The following is a 20,865-nucleotide window of genomic DNA, read 5'->3' as shown; positions in this document are numbered from 1 at the left end:
CATGATCATCGACATCGGGCTCATCCGCCGCAGCTGGTCGCTTGTCGAACCGGTGGCCGACCAGGTCACCCAGCACTTCTACGGCAGGCTTTTCGCCAACTACCCGCACATCCGCGAGATGTTCCCGCCCGCGATGGACCTCCAGCGCGACCGCCTGTTCCACGCGCTCACCCAGGTGGTGCTCAACCTGGAGGACGGCGCGGGCCTGAGCGACTACCTCGGCCAGCTCGCCCGGGACCACCGCAAGTACGGGGTCCAGGCCGAGCACTATCCGGCGGTCGGCAGCTGCCTGGTCGCCGCGATGCGGTTCACCGCGGGCGGCGCCTGGCTGCCCGCCTACGACGAGGCGTGGATGACCGCCTACAACTACATCGCCGAGGTGATGATCCAGGCCGCCGAGCAGGACGCCGTCCATACGCCCCCGGCCTGGATCGGCACCGTGGTCGCGCACGAGGTGCGCACCCCCGAGATCGCCGTGATCACCGTCGAGCCCGACCACCCCTACCCGTACCGGGCCGGCCAGTACGCCACCCTGCAGAGCGCGCACTGGCCCCGGGTGTGGCGGCCGTACTCGATCGCGAACGCGCCCCGCCAGGACAACCTGCTCACCTTCCACGTGCGGATGGTGCCCGGCGGATGGGTCAGCACGGCGCTGATGCACCACACGCGTCCGGGGGACAGCCTCCTGCTGGGGCCGCCCCGCGGATCCCTCGTGCTCGACCGGGCGAGCACCTCGCACCTGATCTTCATCGCGGGCGGCACGGGCCTGGCCCCGCTCAAGGCGCTCATCGAGGAGTCGGTGTGGGTGCCCGACCGCCCCGCCATCGACCTCTTCCACGGCGTCCGGCGCAGCGGCGACGCCTACGACAACGAGGACCTGCAACGCCTGCGGTCACAGCACAGGCGCCTGCGGATCGTCCGCGCGGTCTCCGACGACCCGGAGGATTGGCGCAGGCACAGTGCCGTGGACGCCCTGGAATACCACCGGATCGTCCCCGACGGGGACGTCTTCGTGTGCGGGTCGTCCGAGATGGTGCGCGTGACGGCCAACCGGCTGCTCGGCCTGGGAGTGCCCTTCGACCGCATCCACACCGAGTTCGCCCCCGGAGGCGCCCCCAGCCTCGCGGTGCTGTGAAGGCCGCGCCCCGCTCCGCCCGGACCCGGTGGGACGGGGACGCGGTCAGTCTCCCGCCGGGCGCCGGAGGGCGGTCCTGGTGGTGTCCTCGGGATAGGGCGACAGCCGTACGGCCTCCTGGACGCTCATCCGGCCCGCGGCCACCTCCCGGCAGAGCCCGGCGACGGCGGCGATCTCGGCGCGCTGGGCGACAACGAACCCGCGGTCCACCGGATCCCCGTGGCCGGGCACCACCACGACGCCGTCGCCGGCCAGCCCGAGCAGACCGCCGACGGCGTCGGGCCATTCGAGCGGATAGGCGTCGCCGTAGGCCGGCGGCGCGCCGTTCTCCACCAGGTCACCGGCGAACACCACGCCGGCGTCCGGCACGTGGACGACGAGGTCGTTGCCGGAGTGGCCGCGGCCGAAGTAGGACATGACGACGCCGCGCCCGCCGACGGCCAGCTCCGCCCTGTCGGTCACCAGGTGGTCCGGCAGGACGATCTCCGTCCCGGCGATGTCGTCGGCGATGCCCGCGCGGCCCTCCTCCCGGTAGCGCCGCGCCCAGGCGTCCCTCGTCCTCGCCCCGTCCTCGGCCAGGTCGGTCCGGCAGCCCTCCTGCGCCCAGACGGGACACTCCAGGAACGGCCGCGTGCCGAAGCTGTGGTCGAAGTGCGAGTGGGTGATCACCACTGTCCAGGGGTCCCGGGTGATCCGCCGCACCTCCGCGGCGAGCTCGGCTCCCTGCCGCTCGTCCCCCCGCGTGTCCACCACCAGGCAGCCGCCGTCACCCATGACCAGCCCCACCGACAGGTCCAGCTCGGCATACCGCCGGACCAGCACCCGATCGGCCACTTCCATCCATCGACCTTCCATGCATCGCATTCTCCCCGGCCCGCCGCGGCGCGGGGAGCCGGGGAAGGTCCTGAGATCATGAACGGCCGCGGCGCCGGCGGCGGCCGCGCCTACGTGGGTGGTGGGCGAGGGCGGCCCTCAGGCGAGGACGCGGCCGACCATCCGGGCGTACATCCGGCCGGGGCTGGGGTCCGACGGCGGGTTGAGGAAGCCGGGGAGCATCGGCAGGTCCACGGCGAAGGGCTGCAGGCGTTCGTAGAGGGCGTCGGCCCCGCCGGGACGCCGGTCGGGGTCCTTCTCCAGCAGGTCCTCGATCAGCCGGTTCAGCTCCCCGGGGACGCCGGGGACGGCGGGCGGCCGTTCCTTCACCTGGCGTTCGTACACGGCGTATTCGGTGGGACCGGTGAAGAGCTGCCTGCCCGTCAGCATCTCGTGGATCACGCAGCCGAGGGCGTAGAGGTCGCTGCGGGGGCCGGCGAGGCCGCGCTGGATCTGTTCGGGCGCCATGTAGGCGGGGGTGCCGAGGATCTGGCCGACCCGGGTGAAACGGGTGGAGTCGGCCTCGCTGAGCACGGCGAGGCCGAAGTCCAGGACCTTGACGCTGCCGTCGGGGCAGAGCATCAGGTTGGTCGGCTTGAGATCGCGGTGGTAGATGGACAGCGCGTGGGCGGCCGACAGCACGGCACAGGCCTGGGCGGCGATCGCGGCGGCCCAGGGGACCGGGAGCGGGCCGTGCTCGCTGACCAGGTCGGCCACGGTGACGCCCTCGATGAACTGCATCACCTGGAAGAGGCGCTGGTCGAAGGTGCCGAAATCGTAGAGGACCGGCGCGCCGGGGTGCTCCAGCTTCGCCAGGATGCGCGCCTCGCGGAGGAAACGCCGGTTCAGCTCCTCGTCGGGGCCGGTGAGGAAGCGCAGGAACTTGACGGCCACCTTGCGGTCGAGGTGCTTGTCATGGCCGCTGTAGACGGCGCCCATGCCGCCCTGGGCGAGAGGGAGGTCGTCGAGTACGTACCGGTCGCCGATGACCATCCGGCCCTCCCATGGACGTTGCGGGGGTCACACCCCTTGGTCGCACGGCCGGAGGTGGCCGTCGACCAGTCCGTCAAAGCCTAGCCGGATCAGGGTTTCCCCCAGCGCGGTCGTCTCACGCACCCGGTCTTCCAGCGTGAACAGCTCGCGGAAGGCCGTGCCGTACCGCTGCTGGTCGGACAGGGGCAGCATCGGCACCCGCGCCCGCCGCACGTCGAGGCGGCTGGAGCTGGGATGGACGCGGGCCGCGTCGGCGGAGCGGAGGAACCCGGCCAGGAAGCCGGGATCGAGCCGCTGCGGGTCCACGCGGTAGAGGGTGAGCTGCGGGCCGAGCGCCGCGCCGCCCCGGGTGAGCACCCGGACCACGCCCAGGGCGGTGGTCACGATGTCACCGGGCCTGACCATGACCAGCGCGGGGTCGAGGGTGGTCCTTCCGGAAGGGGGTGTGCCCATGGCGGTGTCGTCGGCGGTCAGGACCGGGAGCGGGCCCTCCTCGGCCGCCATCTTGGACGGGGCCTGCAGGATGGTGATCAGGCCCGCCTTGGCCAGCTCGCCGACGGTGGTGGTCGGCAGGTCCTGCCGTTCGGCGAGCAGCTCGAGGGCGGGGGGCGCCTCCGACAGCGTGGCGGAGGTGTCGCGGAAGCGGTCCAGCGCGTCGGTGAAGTCGCGCAGGAAGTCGGGGCCGCCCTGCTGCGGGCGGTGCCGGGCCGGGCTGAGGTCCACCTCGTCGTCGAGCAGGTCGATGATCCGCACGGTACGGCTGTCGCCGGACAGCTCGGCCTCCGGGTTTCCCATGTAGGTGCGCCAGGCCGGCTCCACGATCGACAGGTCCTCGGTCGCGTCCACCATCAGGAGCTGGGACGGCGGCCGCCCGCCGTCGGGACGGCGCAGCATCCACAGGTCGGGGCCGCCCGGTCCGAGCGTCACCACGGCCCGCAGCGCCCCGGTGCGCAGCAGGTTGCCCCGGATCCGCTTGCCGGGGCGGCGGCCGGCCGCCGCGGCCGGCATCAGGATCGCCACCAGGCCGCCCGGCCGCACGTGGGCCAGGCAGTGCTGCACCCAGGCGAGCTCGGACTCCCCGCGGGGCGGCAGGCCGTACTCCCAGCGGGGGTCGCCGGTCAGCTCCTCGTAGCCCCAGGCGCGCTCGTTGAACGGCGGATCGCAGACCACGGCGTCGGCGAGCTCCCCGGCCAGGCCGTCCTCGCGCAGCGAGTCACCGGCGACGATCCGCGCCGTGGCCCCGCGTAACAGCACCCGCACGGCGGTGAGCAGCGCGTTCGTCTCGTTGATTTCCTGGCCGAGCGAGGCGCCGGCGTGCAGGAGGAGGGTCCCGACGCCGCAGGCCGGGTCGAGGACGATGCCCTTGCCGCGCCCCCGGTCCGGGCCGGTCAGGCGGGCCATGAGCGCGGCCACGTCGTCGCGGGTGACAGACAGCTGGCGGGAGTGGGCCTCGACGTAGCGCTCGCAGAGGAACTCGAAGGTGTCCAGCGGCCCGCGCTCGGCGGCCAGCTCGGCCACCAGCCCGACGAGCGCGAGGTCGTCCAGCCGCAGGTCGGGGGAGCCCGGAAGGTCGTCCGTCGCGGCGGCCAGGCCGTCGAGGGAGCGCGTGCCGTGCTCCCGCCACGCCTCCGGCTCCCGGCTCAGGAACAGCAGGAACGCGCCGACCCTGGCCACGAGATCACCCAGTCGCAGGTCGTCGACCGAGGTCCGCAGCCGCTGCCAGACCAGGTCGCCGAGCGAGACCTCAAAAGACTTGCCGTTGCGGCGCAACCACGCGGCGATCTCGGGCAGGGAGAACAGAGGGCTGGAGGCCGTACCGCCCACCGGCTGGGGGAAGTCGTCGTGGCGGCGGCGCCAGTTGCTCACCGCGGCCCGGCCGACGGAGGCGAGCCGGGCGATGTCGCCGGCGTTCACCGTGATGTCCTGGCTCTCCTCCATACTGGGCCACAGTAGTTGACTGTGCCTTAACGGTCTACAACATGTTTGCTTGTGAAGTGCTTCAACCAATGCTTTACTGCCTTCATGGCACTGAACGAAGGATTGGCACTGCGCTACGCGGCCCGCTCCGACGTAGGCGTCCGCCGTGAGGCGAACGAGGACTCGGGCTACGCGAGCGCGCGGCTGCTCGCCGTAGCCGACGGCATGGGCGGTCACGCGGGTGGAGAGGTCGCCAGCTCACTCGCCGTGACAGCCATGGTGAGGCTGGACGAGAGTCTTCCGGAGAGCGGTGTCGACCTGGTTGCCACCCTGAAGAACGCGGCGAGGGACGTCAACCACACGCTGCACGACATGAGCGAGCACGATCCCACGCTGCGTGGGATGGGCACCACCCTGACCGCGATGCTCTGGGACGGCGCCACCTTCGCCCTCGCCCACGTCGGCGACTCCCGCGCCTACATGCTGCGCGACGGCGCCCTCTACCAGATCACCCACGACCACACCCTGGTCCAGTCGCTGGTGGACGAGGGCCGGATCACCCTGGAGCAGGCCGCCGAGCACCCGCGCCGTTCCATGGTGCTGCGGGTCCTGGAGGGCACCGGGGACGGCGAGCTCGACCTGTCCCTGCGCGAGGCCCAGCCGGACGACCGCTACCTCCTCTGCTCCGACGGCCTGACCGGCGTGGTGGGCCCGGAGACGCTGTTCAACACGCTGACCGAGATCGCCGACCCCGACGAGGCCGCCCGGTGGCTCATCGACCTGGCCAACCGGGGCGGCGGCCCCGACAACATCACCTGCATCGTGGCCGACTTCGGGGCCCACGCCGTCTCCGCCGATCGCTACGTCGTGGGCGCCGCGGTCGAGAGGAAGCTGACGCCCTGACGCCCGGCGCCCGTCACCGCCGCGGTCGAGAGGAAGCCGGCGCCCGGCGCCCGTCACCGCCGCGGTCGAGAGGAAGCCGGCGCCCGGCGCCCGTCACCGCCGCGCGGGGCCGGTGCCCGCGGACCGCGGGCACCGGCTCACCAGGACTTGCCGGTGACGCGCTCGTACGCCTCGATGTAGCGGGCCCGGGTGATCTCCACGATCTCGGCGGGCACCTCCGGCGCGGGCTCCTTCTTGTCCCAGCCGGTGCCGGTCGCCCAGTCGCGGACGAACTGCTTGTCGAACGAGAACTGCGCGTGGCCGGGCTCCCACTGGTCGGCGGGCCAGAACCGCGAGGAGTCCGAGGTCAGCACCTCGTCACCGAGCACGAGCGTGCCGTCGGCGGCCCAGCCCAGCTCGATCTTCGTGTCGGCGATGATGACGCCCCGCTCGCGCGCCAGCTCCGCGCCGTGCCCGTAGACCGCGAGCGTGATCCGGCGCAGTTCCTCGGCGACCTCCGCGCCCTCCTGGGCGACCACGTCGTCGAAGGTGATGGGTTCGTCGTGCTGCCCGAGCGGAGCCTTGGTGCTCGGAGTGAAGATCGGCTCGGGGAGCCTGGAGCCGTCCACCAGGCCGGGCGGCAGCGGGACGCCCGAGACCGCCCCCCGCGCCTGGTAGTCCTTCAGCCCGCTGCCGGTCAGGTAGCCGCGTGCGACGCACTCCACCTGCACCATCTTCAGCTTCCGGCACCGTACGGCGCGGCCCTCGAACTCGGCCGGCACGTCGGTGGCGGAGATGACGTGGTTGGGCACGATGTCGGCGAGCTGCTCGAACCACCACAGGGAGAGCTGGGTGAGGATCTTCCCCTTGTCGGGGATGGGCGTGGGCAGGATCACGTCGTAGACCGACACGCGGTCGGAGGCCACGAGGATGATGTCCCCCCGGTCCTCGTATACGTCACGGACCTTCCCGGAGTGGAGAAGCTTCACTGTGTTTTCCCTGCTCTCGCGCGATCTCGTACTGGTACACCGGGCGGCAACAGAGTAGTCGGAGGCCTCGGGCTTCTCGAAACAAGGGCCGGTCCGCGCCGCCGGGGTCACGGCTCGGGCGGCAGGCGGTCGGCGCCGCCGGGGTCACGGCCCGGGGGACAGCGGTCGGCGCCGCCGGGGTCGTGCTCGGGGGACAGGCGGTCGGCGGCCTGCTCGATGGCCGTGCTCACCCGGTCGGCCAGCAGGCCGACCGCGCCGACCGCCCTGGTCACCGGGTCGTCCCCGGCGCCACCGAGAGCCCGTTCGCGCAGGTAGGCGGCCTTCACCTCGGCCCACCGCGCGGCCTGCGCGGCCGTCATGGTGCCCCGCAGCTCGGCCAGCTTGAGCAGGTTGGCCTCGGCGCCGGAGGTGAGGGTCTGGGCCTCGCCGAGGTAGTGGTCGTCGATCACGGCCTCCAGCTCGGCGTCGTTCATGACCGGGACGACCCTGGCGGCGAGCTTGTTCATGTTCCGGTAGGACCCCTGGAGCTGGAACGGCGGCTCGGTCCTGGACGCGTCGGCCTGGGCCGCCGAGGCGATGTAGGCCCGGTTGCCGGCCAGCACCACCCGCTGGAGGCGGAGCAGCCCGCGCAGGACCGTGAGGACCTGGCCGAGCTCCACCGAGGAGTAGGGGTGGGAGAGCTGGTCGGCGCGGACGGCCGGGTCGCCCTGCGCCAGCCGTACCAGGAGGCGGATGTCGCCCCGGTCGCGGGTGGACAGGGGGGCCAGGACGGGGTTGGAGGTGAGCGCGTTGTCGATGTAGCTCAGCGCGAACAGCTCCTCCCTGCCGGACAGCACCTCGCCGAGGTTCCACACGTCGGCGCGGTTGGCGAGCATGTCGGGGATGCGGAACCGCCCACCGGACTCGGTGTACGGGTTGCCCGCCATGCAGACCGCGAAGCGCTTGCCGCGCAGGTCGTAGGTCCGGGTCTCGCCCTCCCAGACGCCCTGCATCCGCCGCTGGCCGTCGCACAGCGAGATGAACCTCTGCAGCAGCTCGGGAGAGGTGTGCTGGATGTCGTCGAGATAGAGCAGCACGTTGTTGCCCATCTCCAGGGCGAAGGAGATCTTCTCGACCTCCTGGCGCGACGTCGCGTCGGGCGCCTGCGCCGGGTCCAGCGAGGTGACCAGGTGCCCCAGGGCGGGGCCGTCGACCTTCACGAAGATCAGGCCGAGCCGGCTGGCCACGTACTCCATGAGGGTGGTCTTGCCGTAGCCGGGCGGCGAGATGAGCAGCAGCATGCCCATCTGGTCGGTCCGCCTGGCGTCGCCGGCCGCGCCGATCTGCTTGGCCAGGTTGTCGCCGATGAGCGGGAGGTAGACCTCGTCGAGGAGCTGGTTGCGGACGAAGGCGCTCATCACCTTCGGCCGGTACTCCTCCAGGCGCAGGCGTTCGCGCTCCGCGGCGACCAGCTCGTTGCGCCGCCGCTGGTAGGCCCGGTAGGCGGGGACGCGGTGCTCGCGGAAGCGCCGGGTCCGGCCGAGGAACTCGTCCAGGCGCAGGGCGAGCCCGCGCTCGACGATCCGCGGGTGCGTGCCGAGCAGGCCCTCGACCGTGGCGGTCAGGGCGGCGGAGGAGTCGTGCCGGGGCACCTCGCACAGCCGTACGGCCACCGCCTCCGGCAGCTCGGCCGACGGCTCGAACGCCCCCAGCCACGCCTCGGCCAGCCGGTACCGCTCGGGGAGGTCGTCCCCGAGCGCCCGCAGGTCGTCGTCGAGCTTCCCACGCGAGGCCCCCAGCGCCCGGTCGAACCGCTCCAGCAGCGACCGCGCCCCCGCGCTCGTCACGAACCCGGACGGCCTGCCCGCCAGCTCCTCGAAGAGATACTCCCCGGCGAGCCCGGAGACGTCCTCGTCGTCCTGCCCGGCCCCGTCGTGCCGCCTGCCCGCCTCCGCGGTCTCCGCGGAGGCGGGCGCGCGGTCCGGCCAGCCGTTCCCGGGGGCCGTGCCCGGCGCCCCGCCCTCCAGGCCGCGCATGAAGGCCGCGATCGCGGAGCCGAGGGCGGCGCGGGTCTCGGCCACCGCGTCGACCCGGCCGAACAGGGCCCGCGCCCGCGCGAGGGAGACCGCCCGGGTGGTCCACGTCCGGCGGGCGGCCTCGTCCACGCCGAAGGCCCAGAAGAGCTGGGCCGCGGCCCTCGCCGCCGGGGGATAGCGCAGCAGTCCCGCGCCCGCGTGCAGGCGGAGCAGGGCGTCGAGGATCGCGGCGGCGTCGTGGTCGTGGACGCCCCGCTCGTAGCCCTCGTCGTAACGGGCCTCCGCCACCTGGCGGACGATCCGCAGCAGCCCGCCCTCGGCCACCGCCGCCTCGTGCAGCGCGTCGAGGGAGACGGCCGAATCGCCCGCGCGCAGCGTGCCGGCCTCCGCGCCGGCCAGGATCGAGGCGGCCAGGTGCTCGCCCCGGTAGACCTCGGCCGTCTCCGAGACCAGCAGCTGGTCCCAGAACGGCCGGGTCTCGGCGAACGTCTCGTCACGGACCGGCGAGCGGTAGTCGGTCCCGGTGACGGCGAACGCCATCCGCCCGCCGTGCGGCACCAGCGTGAGGTCGGGGGCCTGGGTGTTGACCGCGAACCGGTGCCGGCCCAGGCGGATCGTCTCGCCGCCGTCGGCGTACAGGTCGAGCCGGTCCAGCAGGGCGCGGCCCGCCTCCTGGCGGGCGGACTTGATCCGGCCTTCGAGCTCCTCGGCCCGGACCTGGTCGCCCAGCTCGCGCAGTTCCCCGGCCACGCCGCGCAGCTTGACGACCATCGGGTCGGAGCCGAAGTAGGTGTTGACCTCGTCGAGCGAGCCGAGCCCGGCCACCCGGCGGCGCACGCCGGCCAGGATCCGGTCCGCGGAGCCGGCCAGCCGGTCGGCCCTGCGGGCGCGCTCGTCCAGCAGGGCCTGCCGCCGCGAGGAGAACGCCTCGTAGACGTCCTCCCGTTTGGCGGCCAGCCGGGCCAGGAAGTCGTCGAACTCGGCGAAGCGCGACTCCAGGCCCTCCATCTGGAGCATCAGCCGGCCGAGCTGCTCGTCGCAGCGCTCGGGGGTGCCGGACATCGCCAGCGCCCCGGTGATCGCCTGCCCCAGCAGCGCGAACTCGGCCGCGAACGCCGCCCGCCCCTCGCTCGCCAGCAGCTCGCCGCGCCGGGCCTCCAGCGTGGCGCGGGCGCGGTTGACCCCGCCGAGCACCTCGCCGATCCGCTCCAGGATCGCGGTCCGCACGGTCGCGTCGGCGATGTCGAGCGTGCCGACCACCTCGATCACGACCTCCAGGCCCTGGGCCTGGCCGGTCAGCCGGTCGCCGACCGGCCCGGCCTCGGCCACGGTGGCGATGGCCCCGGCGTCGGACACCAGCCGCTCGACCTCCGCGTGGTATCCGGCGAAGGCGTCCTCGCCCCGCAGGAATCCGGCCGCGCGCTGTGCGGTGGCGCCGAGCTCGGCCTCAAGCTCGGCGGCCAGCCCGTCGATCCGGCCGGTGTCCACGTGGCGCAGCTCGCGCAGGGTCACCAGACGCCCCTGGGCCCGCCGCAGCTCGGCGAGGTGGGTGATCCACCCCTGGGCGGAGCGGGGCGCCTGCGCGCGCGCCCGCCGTACCAGGGAGGCGATCTCGCCGGCGGCGGCCTCCAGCGCGGTCGCGGCCTGCTCGGTGAGCGACTGGACGTTCTCGAACTCCTCCAGCACCTGCCCGGCGGTCGCCCGCACGTCGGCGAGCGGTCCCCGCAGCCCGTGCTCGCCCAGCCAGTGGTAGTGGTCGAAGGCCCGGGCGCAGGCCGCGATCAGCGCCTCGAAGACCGGGGCCGACGGCGCCATCTCCTCGACCATCCGCGCCACCGACAGGCAGTCGGAGATCCCGCGCACCAGCTCCGCGTTGCCGATCCGCTCCAGCGGCCCGGTGCCCACCGGCTGGGCGGCGGCGTAGAGGTCCGACATGTACGGCGTCTGCCAGACCTGCATCGGGTGGACCCGGGAGGGCTCGTCGGAGGTCGCCCTGAAGACGATCAGCGTGCCGTCGTCGAACAGCGAGTAGCCGTGGCAGGACAGGGGCGTGGACACCTGCTTGCGGATCACGTTGTACGGCAGCAGCAGCGACCGGCCCCCGGTGCGGGCGTGGAAGACGTAGAGCACGTCCTCGCCGTTGGCCGAGCGGATGACCCGCTCGAACTCCAGGCCGGAGACGTCGGTGTCGAAGGTCTTGCCGGCTCCGGTGGACAGGTGGTAGCCGCCGGGGAAGATGATGCCCTGGTCCTCGGGCAGGCGGCGGCACGCCTGGCCGATGCCGTCGAGGCGGACCACGCCCTTGGTCCTGGTGTTGAAGACCAGGTGCCGCCACTCGGTCTCGTTGTAGGGCCGCACGCGCAGCAGGATCAGCGGGCCGACCCTGGCGTGCTGCACGTCGGCGTCGGCGAGGCTCTGCAACGGCTCGGCGACCGGCTCGCGGTAGACGCCCTCGCCGCTCTCGGTGTTGTTCTCGATCTTGATGGTGAGGTCGCCGCCGACGGTCTCGACGAACACCTCGCCCTGGATCGAGATGTGCGGGTGGCGGCCGAGCACGTGGTCGTCGCGGGTGGCGGGGGTCCACTCGAAGTCGTGCGACGGCGGGAACGTGTGGTCGCGCTCGCCCCGGTCGTCGATGTAGGTGAGCGCGCCGTCCGCGCCGACCTGCCAGCGCAGCACGCGGGTGTCCTGCGGCCCCGTCTGGAAGACGGCCAGCATCTTGCCCTCGGTCCGGCGCAGCCGGAGCAGCCGGGTCTCCCGGTAGTAGCGGTAGAGCTCGGCGAAGTCCCGCTCGAACTGCGGGTGGCGCAACAGCGGCGCGGGGTCGAACCGGAACGCGTCGCCGTCCGGGCCGCCCTGGGCGCCCGTGGCCCCCCGCACGAAGGTGTGCATGGAGAAGACGTCCTCGACGGTCGTCTCGGGCTTCAGCCCCATGAACACGTTGTAGCCGAACAGGATGAGCCCCTGCCGCCTCCCCGGCCCGCCGTCCGCTCCTCCGGGCGGGCCCGCCACCCCGCCGAGCGCCACGATGTCGCGGGGGACGCAGTTGTTCTCGGTGCGGATCCGCTCGGTGCCGATCAGGCGGAGTTCGGCTCCGCCGAAGACCTCAAGGCGCCGGGTGTTGAGGGCGCCGGCCTGCCGGGCGAGTTCGGCCGCCTGCTCGGCGAGCCGGGCGCGGAGCACCTCGTAGGTGCCCGCGTCCAGCCCGGCGTGGCCGTCCGGCGTCTCGGTGACGACCTCTGTCATGGGCGGCGTCACTGCTCGCCGGAGTTGAGGGCGGCGACCGGCGTCTCGGCGACCGGCACGTCGGTGACGATCGGGACGCCTCCGGCGACCGGGACGTCGGTGACGGTCCGGGCGTCGGCGCCGGGCCTCTGCGCGCCGCCCAGCAGCTCACGCAGCCTGTCGGCGTCGGCTCCGCCCGAGGCGGCCAGCTTCACCAGCAGCGCCGACAGCGACAGGTTCCGCACGTCGGCGCTGTCGAGCGAGCCGAGCATCCTGGTCAGGTCGGCGGGCAGGCTCTGCGAGCCGTCCAGGTACGGCCCGGCCAGCGTCTGGGCGACGTCGGAGTGCCGCACGAAGCCGTCCACGCTCTTGCCCACGCTGATCGAGCCCATCAGCCGGTCGAGGAACACGCTGTCGCCGCCGACGATGTCGATGTTGGCCTTGGACAGGCCCGCCGACAGTACGGCGGCCTGCGCCTCGGCGACCTTGAGCTGGACGTTCACCCCGGCGAGGCGGATCTCCTTGTCCGCCTCCAGCCGCAGGCGGTACTCCTCGTGGGCGCGGGTCGCGTCGTCCAGCGCGGCCATCGCAGCCGCCTTCTGGGTCAGGCCCTCGGCCTCGGCCTTGAGCTTCTCGCCGACGGCCGAGGCGGTCGCGAGCGCCATGGCCTGCTCGCCCTCGGCCTCCGCCTTGAGCCGCTCCCGCACCCCCATGGCCGAGGCGAGCGCCTTGGCCTGGTCGCCCTCGGCGACCGCCAGCGCCTTCTCCCGCTCGACCGCGGCCTCGGCGCGGCCCACCTTCTCGATCGCCGCGGCGTCCCGCTCGCGGACCTGCACCTCGGCGAGGCCGGCCGCGGCCGCCTCGGCCTGGACGCCCTCGGCCAGCCGGATCTTGGCGCGGGCGTCGAGCTCGGCGGCCTGCTGCCGCGACTCGGCCAGCACCAGCGCCTCGCGTGCCCGGTGCCTGGACGCCGCCTCGGCCGCCTCGGCCGCCTTGATGTCCTTGACCAGGCTCTCCTGTGCCTCGGCCTCGGCCTGGATGATCACGGCCTGGCGGGTCCGCTCGGCCTCCTCGACCACCCGCAGCCGTTTGATGTTCTCCTCCTGCTCGGCGACCGTCTTCTCCACCGCGATCCGCTCCCGGATCACCTCGGCGATGGACCGCTTCTCGCCCTCGACCTCCTTGTCCTTGGAGATGCGGGACAGCTCGGTCTCACGCTCGCGGGAGATGACCTCCAGCATGCGGTCCTTCTCGATCCGCTCGGACTCGATGGCGATGACCCGCTCGCGGTTCTTCGCCGCCACGGCGATCTCACGGGCCTGGTTCTCCTGCTGGATGCCGAGTTGCTCGTCGGTGCGCAGGCCGGCGGCCTGGGCCTTGAGCCGCTCCTCGGCCCGGACCTTGAGGATCTCCGCCTCCTCACGGGCCCGCATGGTCTCGACCTCGCGCTTCTGCTTGATCTCCGCGTCGGCCTGGCGGCGCTCCAGTTCGAGGATGGCCTCCCGAGCGTCCACGTTCTGGCGGGTGATCTCCTTCTCCTCGCGCCGCTGGAACTCGTTGGTCCGCACGTGCTCGATCGCGGTCAGCTCGGTGATCTTCCTGATGCCCTGCGCGTCGAGGATGTTGTCCTTGTCGAGGGAGGTCAGCGAGGTCTGCTCCAGGTAGTCGATGGCGGCGTCCTCAAGGCTGTAGCCGTTCAGGTCGGTGCCGATGACCTGGATGATCTGGTCGCGGAACTGGTCGCGCTGGGTGTAGAGGTCCACGAAGTCGAGCTGCTTGCCGACGGTCTTGAGCGCCTCGGAGAACTTGGCGCTGAACAGCTCCTGCAGCGTCTCCTGGTCGCTGGCCCGGGCGGTGCCGATGGCCTGGGCGACCTTGACGACGTCCTCGGCGGTCTTGTTGACCCGGACGAAGAAGGTGATCCGGATGTCGGCCCTGATGTTGTCCCGGCAGATCAGGCCCTCGCGGCCGGTCCGCTCGATCTCGATGGTCTTCACCGAGATGTCCATGACCTCGGACCGGTGGAAGACGGGCAGCACGATCGCCCCGGTGAAGGTGACGTCCACCTTGTTCACCTTGGAGACGATCAGCGCCTTGCCCTGTTCGACCTTGTTGAAAAGGCGGCTGGCCGTGAACAGCAAACCGATGACGACGAGAAGGATGACGGCGAGGAGGATGCCGAATCCGGTGGAGATGACGTCCATGTGGTCCTTCGGCTAAAGAGGACGGTCGGGGTCGAGTTCGGCGTCGTAGGGCATCACCCAGAAGAACTCGCCCGCGGAGTCGTAGGCGAATATCAGGGCGGTGCTGCCGGCGTCGAAAACGTCGTCGCCGGTCTGACGGACTTGGACGAGGGCGGAGGAGCCGTCCGCGGCGGTGACCTCGGCCTGGCCGAAGTCCCCGCCCACCCGGCCGGTGCGGACGACGCACGTCCGGCCCACGAAATCGGCGCGGGAGGGCGCGCGATCCCCGCGCGCGGCGCGGCGCAGCGGCAGCACGATCAGGCGGGTGCCGGCCCAGGCGCAGGCGAGCGCGGCGGCCAGCACACCGGTCAGCGCGGGGACGCCGCTGAACAGCACGCCGCCGACCAGGCTGACGAACCAGGCGATGACGACCAGCAGCGACACGGTCACGGCGGCCGGCACTCCGCCCAGCCCCAGGCCGCCGAGGAAGCCGGTGACCCCCGCCGTCTCCGTCCCGCCGGCGTCGCCGTCGAACCCGATGCCGCCGAACACGGCGAGCAGCCAGTAACCGACGATCACCACGAGCAGGAATGTGAAGAGAACGGTGGGAAAGGCTAATGCGGCATCGACGAAATGGCCCATCGGCGAGCGAGATCCCCCTGTGGCGTGTTCAACGGCGCTCCCCCGAGCGCATGTGCCTGACTATATACACATAAAGATTGAGTAAAGGGAATAGTTCCCGAAATTCAAGGAATGTCGGGGAACTTGCCGGGGGCATGAGAAAGCCGAGGACGCGGAACTCCACGTCCTCGGCTTGAGGGAGAGGTCAGGCGGGACGGGTGATCATGTAGGCCAGGCCGACGAGGATCACGACGGGGATGAGCCACACGATCGCCTCGATGGCGAATTCCTTGTACATGACATCCCTCCGGGGCGGTGATCGGCGAGGAGTTCAGGGAATCCGACGATAGCCGCTGTCGCGTGCCGCGACCAGGATCCGGCGACCCCGGCCCGCCGGGCGGGCCGCGCCGTCGGCCTCCGCCCCCGATCTCAGCCGCCGGCGTGACGTCTTCAATGCGGTCGTAGTGACCGAACCGGCCGTCGCCGGGCTCGGCGGGAGCCCGCGGCGGCCCGCGTACGTCACCGCCGCCTGCACATCGGCGGGTCCGGCGGCGCCCACCACCAGGTCGGGACGGTGCCGGCGGGCGGTCTGGCAACCGGCGCGTTCCTCGTCGTACTTCTCGTCCCGGGGCGCGAGCACCAGCCCCATCGCCTGCTCGGCCGGTCGATTCACGATCCCTCCTTCCTGCCGCGAAGCCGGAGGGCCAGGAACCGGCCGGCCCGCTCCAGTGCCGCTGCCGCCTCGGCCGATTCGCCATGGTGGAACACGTGCGGTTGGCGCGGAGCCACCTCCAACGTCACCGTGACCTCGTCGATCCCGGCGCGCCCGGCCAGCCGTACGGCGTCGTCCAGCAGGAGCTCGCTCGAGCCGACCTGGATCAGCAGGGGCGGCAGCCCGGTGAGGTCGGCGAAGACCGGGCTCGCCTCGGGCGTCGACCTGTCACCGCCGGCGATGTACTGATCGAAGTACCACTCGAGATCAGCCGGAGTGAAGATCGGGTCGACCCCGTCCTTGGACCGCATGCTCGCGCCGCTGAGGGTGAGATCGACCGCCGGCGAGAACAGGACCGCCGCCGCCGGCATCGGCAGGCCCGCGTCCCGGGCGCGCATCATGGTGACGACGGCCAGGGCTGCCCCGGCCGAGTCACCCGCGATCACCAGCCGCCGGGGGTCGGCGCCGGAGTCCAGCAGTTCGCGGTAGGCCGCCAGGCAGTCATCGGGCGCGGCCGGGAACGGATGCTCCGGCGCCAGCCGGTAGTCGAGCGAGACCGCCCGGCCGTCGAGGTGCCGCAGCAGCGCGACCGTGAGGTGGGCGGTGACACGCGCCGACCCGACCACGAAGCCGCCGCCGTGGAGATACAGCAGCACGTCCTCGCCTGCCGTGCCGGGCGCCTCGATCCGCAGCTCCAGCGCCGGCCGCCCGCCGAGTGTCGTCGCCGACGAGGAGACATCCGTGGGCAAGGGCCTGGTGAGCAGGGCCGCGAACTGCTCGCGCCCTTCGGTGAGGTTTCGCATTCCGTCCTCCAGAAATTAGTCAAGCCGCCTGATAGTCAGGTGACTTTACCGTATCTGCTGATATCGTCAAGCTTCCTGACGAAACCGCACGGAAGGAAGGCCGCACGGGGATGACGACCCGATCCGGAACGCGTGAGCGGAAAGACGAGCCCAACGTGCCGCTCCCCACCCTGCTCACGCAGGCCAAGGACATCGCGATCGAGCGCCTTCACCAGCGGCTGGCCGACGAAGGGTTCGAGGGGATCCGGTACGTGCACGGCTCCGTCTTCCGGTTCATCGACGCCGAAGGCTCGCGGCTGACCATGCTCGCCGAACGCTCCGGGCTCACCAAGCAGGCGATCGGCGAACTGGTCGGCGAACTGGAGGATCACGGTTACGTCGAGCGGGCGGCCGACGCGGGCGACCGCCGCGCGAAGATCATCCGGCTCACCGACCAGGGCAGGATGGCCCAGGTCGCAGCGGCCCGGATCCTCACGGACATCGAGCAGCGGTGGTCGCGGCATCTCGGCGGGGACCAGGTCGCCCTGCTGCGGCGCGCTTTGGAAGAGGTCATCGCCCTCGAAAGCGGTTAGCACTGCGACCGCGCACCCCGAGCACGACTGACGGCCTCGGGTTCAGTGTCTTCTGCGTCGGCCTCGGTCGCGGCAATCAGGAACCGTGTCAACGGATCGTGGCCGGCGGCAGCAGCGCGGAGACAACGGCACACCGCGGCGGACGGTGCGGCTGGGCTCGGTGACGGCGAAGGGCCTGCCGGCCGCGGGGCTCCGGGGTGCGCGGGAGTTCGCGGCCGGCAGCGTCTTCCAGGTCCTCGTCGACAAGGACCTAGGAGGGGGAGGCCGAGCCGACCACCACGGGGGTGTCCGAGCCGGGTCCCTCGACCACGTCCGCGACCACGCAGGTGATGTTGTCCGGGCCGCCGGCGTCACAGGCGAGCTCGATGAGCCGCCGGGTCACCGCCTCGAGGTCGTCGATGTCGGCGAGCACGTGGCGGAGCCGGTCGGCCTCCACCACCCCGGACAGGCCGTCGGAGCAGAGCAGGTAGCGGTCGCCGACCTCGGCGTCGCGCAGGGAGAGGTCGGGGTCGACGGTGTCGCCGCCGTCCAGGACCTGGAGCAGGATCGACCTGTGCGGATGCCGGGCGGCCTCCTCGGCGGTGATCCGCCCGTCGTCCATCAGCGTCTGGACCAGGGTGTGGTCGTAGGTGATCTGGTAGAGATCGCCGTTGCGTAGCAGGTAGGCGCGGGAGTCGCCGATGTGGGCGAGGGCGACCCGGGGTCCGTCCCAGAGCATCAGGGTCAGAGTGGTGCCCATGCCGGTGAGGCTCGGGTCCTGCTCGACCAGCTCGCGCAGGCGCTGGTTGGCCTTGCGGACCCCGGCCTCGGCCGCGGCGGTCAGGTCCTCCGGGACCTCGTGGTCCAGGGTGGAGACCGCGGCGATAGCCGCCGAGCTGGCCACCTCCCCGCCCACGTGGCCGCCCATGCCGTCGGCGACGGCGAGCAGCCGGGCGCCGGCGTAGGCCGCGTCCTCGTTGCCCTGGCGGACCCGGCCGATATCGGAGCCTGCCGCATAGCGAAGCGTGATCATCTGCACACCACTGGAACGTCGAGTTGCACGAGCAGGTCGCTTTCGGGCAGTTGGGACGGGCATGGGGCGAACCGAGTTGTTCCACAATCCACTGAACACCATGGTGACGCAAGCGGCCTGGGGAAGTGTTGCCACATCTGTTGACGGCCGCGGCGGCGCGTAAGCTGTTTCGGCGGCCCGCACTGTGCGGGGCTCCCCACTTTACGCACGGCTAGGAGACCAGGAAATGACCGCGATCATCCAGGAGGCGGCCCGGCGTCGCACGTTCGCGGTGATCAGCCACCCCGACGCCGGTAAGTCGACCATGACTGAGGCGCTGGCGCTGCACGCCTCCGCGATCACCGAGGCCGGTGCGGTGCACGGCAAGGCCGGCCGCCGCGGTGTGACCTCCGACTGGATGGACATGGAGAAGGCCCGAGGCATCTCCATCACCTCCGCCGCTCTCCGGTTCGAATACCGGGGGCACATGTTCAACCTGGTCGACACCCCCGGTCACGCCGACTTCTCCGAGGACACCTACCGGGTGCTGGCCGCCGTCGACTGCGCGGTCATGCTACTCGACGCGGCCAAGGGCATGGAGCCGCAGACCCTGAAGTTGTTCGAGGTCTGCCGGCACCGCCGGATCCCGGTCATCACGTTCGTCAACAAGTGGGACCGTCCCGGCCGCGAGGCGCTGGAGCTGCTGGACGAGATCCAGGAGAAGACCGGCCTGCGGCCCACCCCGATCACCTGGCCGATCGGCACCGGTGGTTTCTTCCACGGCGTGGTGGACCGCGTCGTCGACCAGGCGGTCCGCTACACCCGCACCCCCGGCGGGGCCACCAAGGCCATTGAGACCGAGCTCACACCCGAGCAGGCCCTCACCGAGATCGGGGAGGACTGGGAGCGGGCCAAGGACGAGGTCGACCTGCTCTCCGCCATCGGCTCCGACCACGACCAGAAGGCGTTCGAGGCGCACGAGTCCACGCCCGTGCTGTTCGGCGCCGCCCTGAACAACTTCGGCGTCGGCCGCCTGCTGGACGCCATGGTCGACATCGCCCCGGCCCCCGCGCCCCGTCCCGACGTCAAGGACGACCCGCGCCCGCTGGACCGGCCGTTCTCCGGCCTGGTCTTCAAAGTGCAGGCCAACATGGACCCCTCGCACCGCGACCGGATCGCCTTCGTCCGGGTCTGCTCGGGCCGGTTCGAGCGGGGCATGGTGCTGACCCACGCCGCGACCGGGCGTCCCTTCGCCACCAAGTACGCCCAGTCGGTCTTCGGCCAGGAGCGCGCCACGATCGACGAGGCCTTCCCCGGCGACGTGGTCGGCCTGGTGAACGCCACGGCCCTGCGCCCCGGCGACACCCTCTACGACGGCTCCGCGGTCGAGTTCCCCAGGATCCCGAGCTTCGCGCCCGAGCACTTCTGGACGGCCCGCTGCCGCGACTCCAGCCGGGCCAAGCAGTTCCGCAAGGGCATCGAGCAGATGGAGGCCGAGGGCGTCGTGCAGGTCCTCCGCTCCGAGATCCGGGGTGACCAGTCGCCGGTGCTCGCGGCGGTCGGCCCGATGCAGTTCGACGTGGTCAAGCACCGGCTGGCCGGGGAGTTCAACACCGAGATCGCGATGGACCGGCTCGACTTCAGCCTGGCCAGGATCACCGACGCCGAGTCCGCGCCGGTCCTGGCCCGCCAGCGCGGCGTGGAGGTCTTCACCCGCGCGATCGACGGAGAGCTGCTGGCGCTGTTCACCGACGAGTGGCGGATGCGCGGCGTGCTGCGCGACCATCCCGGTCTGGTGCTCAAGGCCCTGCTCGCCGACACCCGCGGCTGACCGTCCGGTACGGCTCGCACCGGGGGCCCGGTGCGAGCCGTACACCGGTGTAAAGCCGTACATGATGAGATATGGCCCCATGAGCACGATTAAGTGGGGAATTCTGGCAACCGGCGGGATCGCCACCACGTTCACCGAGGACCTGAAGCTCCTGCCGGACGCCGAGGTGGTCGCGGTCGGGTCCAGGTCCGTCGAGCCCGCCCGGGTGTTCGCCGACCGGCACGGCATCCCCCACGCCCACGGGAGCTGGGCCGAGCTGGCCGCCGATCCCGACGTGGACATCGTCTACGTCGCCAACACGCAGAACGCCCACTACGACGCCGTGCTGACCTGCCTGAGCGCGGGCAAGGCCGTACTGTGCGAGAAGGCCTTCACGCTCAACCGGGCCCAGGCGGCCAAGCTGGTGGACCTCGCGCGGGAGCGGAGGCTGTTCCTCATGGAGGCCATGTGGATGCGCTGCGTCCCGGCCATCCGCACGATCGTGGAGCTGGTCGAGGGAGGCGCGATCGGCCCGGTCGAGGCCGTCCACGCCGACTTCGGGATCTCCGTCTCCGTCGAGCCGGGCCACCGGCTCCGCGACCCCGAGCTGGGTGGTGGCGCCCTGCTCGACCTGGGCGTCTATCCGATCTCCTTCGCCCACCTCATGCTCGGCGACCCCGCCACGGTGCAGTCCTGGACGCGGCTGACCCCCGAGGGCGTGGACGAGAACACCGGCATGCTGTTCGGCTACGACAGCGGCGCGGTCGCACTGCTCTCCTGCGGCATCACCACCGACGGCCCGGTCACCGCGTCGGTCTCCGGCCCGCTCGGCCGGATCGAGCTGCCGCACCCGTTCTTCCGCCCCGGCGCCTTCGTCCTGCACCGAGCCGGCGCCGAGCCGGAGACCTTCCACGTCCCCTACGAGGGGACCGGCATGCTGCACGAGGCGGTCGAGGCCATGCGCTGCCTGCGCGAGGGCCTGCTGGAGAGCCCGCTCGTGCCCTGGCAGGCCACCCTCGACGTGATGGGCGTCATGGACGAGGTCCGCAGGCAGGCGGGGGTCCGCTTCCCCGGCGAGTGACCCGCGTTCCCCGGCGGCGCGGCCCGCAGGGCCTCCGGGGGACAGCCCGCGTGGTACGGCGGA

15 protein-coding genes are annotated in these 20,865 nt (G+C 72.0%); 5 read left to right on the top strand and 10 right to left on the bottom strand.

Going from position 1 to position 20,865, the window contains the following annotated elements; all coding sequences use genetic code 11:
- Position 1: 1 nt before the first annotated feature.
- A complete protein-coding gene (locus tag BM085_RS06295) occupies positions 2–1,135 on the top strand; it encodes a globin domain-containing protein (RefSeq protein WP_093886054.1) in 1,134 nt (377 codons plus the stop codon).
- 45 nt (positions 1,136–1,180) lie between these two features.
- Here the strand turns inward: BM085_RS06295 and BM085_RS06290 are convergent, their stop codons facing one another.
- The 3 genes from BM085_RS06290 to BM085_RS06280 form a co-directional block, all read right to left on the bottom strand.
- A complete protein-coding gene (locus BM085_RS06290) occupies positions 1,181–1,975 on the bottom strand; it encodes an MBL fold metallo-hydrolase (protein WP_245789151.1) in 795 nt (264 codons plus the stop codon).
- A gap of 132 nt (positions 1,976–2,107) precedes the next feature.
- On the bottom strand, positions 2,108–3,001 hold the full coding sequence (locus BM085_RS06285) for a serine/threonine-protein kinase (RefSeq protein ID WP_093886052.1): 894 nt from the start codon (positions 2,999–3,001) through the stop codon (positions 2,108–2,110).
- 27 nt (positions 3,002–3,028) lie between these two features.
- Positions 3,029–4,939, bottom strand: coding sequence for an N-6 DNA methylase (locus BM085_RS06280; protein WP_093886051.1), 1,911 nt, complete (start codon positions 4,937–4,939; stop codon positions 3,029–3,031).
- A gap of 84 nt (positions 4,940–5,023) precedes the next feature.
- On the opposite strand from BM085_RS06280, the gene BM085_RS06275 reads away from it, so the two are divergent.
- Positions 5,024–5,821, top strand: a complete 798-nt coding sequence (locus BM085_RS06275; protein ID WP_093886050.1) for a PP2C family protein-serine/threonine phosphatase — start codon at positions 5,024–5,026, stop codon at positions 5,819–5,821.
- A 137-nt stretch (positions 5,822–5,958) separates the two neighbouring features.
- Here the strand turns inward: BM085_RS06275 and BM085_RS06270 are convergent, their stop codons facing one another.
- From BM085_RS06270 to BM085_RS06245, 6 genes are all read right to left on the bottom strand, one after another.
- The gene (locus tag BM085_RS06270) at positions 5,959–6,900 is read right to left on the bottom strand and encodes a phosphoribosylaminoimidazolesuccinocarboxamide synthase (RefSeq protein WP_281249822.1); all 942 of its coding nucleotides are present in this window, start codon (positions 6,898–6,900) and stop codon (positions 5,959–5,961) included.
- Positions 6,897–12,050 (bottom strand): DNA repair ATPase, encoded by a 5,154-nt coding sequence (locus BM085_RS06265; protein WP_245789150.1) that lies wholly within the window; start codon positions 12,048–12,050, stop codon positions 6,897–6,899. Before BM085_RS06265 ends, BM085_RS06270 begins: the two co-directional genes overlap by 4 nt.
- Positions 12,051–12,058: 8 nt before the next feature.
- On the bottom strand, positions 12,059–14,233 hold the full coding sequence (locus tag BM085_RS06260; RefSeq protein ID WP_093886048.1) for an SPFH domain-containing protein: 2,175 nt from the start codon (positions 14,231–14,233) through the stop codon (positions 12,059–12,061).
- 12 nt (positions 14,234–14,245) lie between these two features.
- Positions 14,246–14,794, bottom strand: a complete 549-nt coding sequence (locus BM085_RS06255; RefSeq protein WP_245789149.1) for a hypothetical protein — start codon at positions 14,792–14,794, stop codon at positions 14,246–14,248.
- 370 nt (positions 14,795–15,164) lie between these two features.
- The gene (locus tag BM085_RS06250) at positions 15,165–15,506 is read right to left on the bottom strand and encodes a hypothetical protein (protein WP_143120824.1); all 342 of its coding nucleotides are present in this window, start codon (positions 15,504–15,506) and stop codon (positions 15,165–15,167) included.
- On the bottom strand, positions 15,503–16,348 hold the full coding sequence (locus BM085_RS06245; RefSeq protein WP_093886045.1) for an alpha/beta hydrolase: 846 nt from the start codon (positions 16,346–16,348) through the stop codon (positions 15,503–15,505). Before BM085_RS06245 ends, BM085_RS06250 begins: the two co-directional genes overlap by 4 nt.
- 110 nt (positions 16,349–16,458) lie before the next feature.
- Here BM085_RS06245 and BM085_RS06240 point away from each other — a divergent pair, with 110 nt between their 5' ends.
- Positions 16,459–16,920 (top strand): MarR family winged helix-turn-helix transcriptional regulator, encoded by a 462-nt coding sequence (locus BM085_RS06240; RefSeq protein WP_093886044.1) that lies wholly within the window; start codon positions 16,459–16,461, stop codon positions 16,918–16,920.
- A 250-nt stretch (positions 16,921–17,170) separates the two neighbouring features.
- Here BM085_RS06240 and BM085_RS06235 read toward each other — a convergent pair whose 3' ends face one another.
- Positions 17,171–17,932 carry a PP2C family protein-serine/threonine phosphatase gene (locus BM085_RS06235; protein ID WP_037933196.1) on the bottom strand — a complete coding sequence of 254 codons (762 nt, stop codon included), beginning with the start codon at positions 17,930–17,932 and terminating at the stop codon, positions 17,171–17,173.
- 226 nt (positions 17,933–18,158) lie between these two features.
- Between BM085_RS06235 and BM085_RS06230 the strand changes: the two genes are divergently transcribed.
- On the top strand, positions 18,159–19,742 hold the full coding sequence (locus BM085_RS06230) for a peptide chain release factor 3 (protein ID WP_031159239.1): 1,584 nt from the start codon (positions 18,159–18,161) through the stop codon (positions 19,740–19,742).
- A 79-nt stretch (positions 19,743–19,821) separates the two neighbouring features.
- Positions 19,822–20,802, top strand: a complete 981-nt coding sequence (locus BM085_RS06225; RefSeq protein ID WP_245789148.1) for a Gfo/Idh/MocA family protein — start codon at positions 19,822–19,824, stop codon at positions 20,800–20,802.
- Positions 20,803–20,865 lie beyond the last annotated feature (63 nt).

It is taken from the genome of Streptosporangium canum, from assembly GCF_900113865.1.
Taxonomy (GTDB): domain Bacteria; phylum Actinomycetota; class Actinomycetes; order Streptosporangiales; family Streptosporangiaceae; genus Streptosporangium; species Streptosporangium canum.
This window is presented reverse-complemented; position numbering and strand designations above follow the sequence as displayed.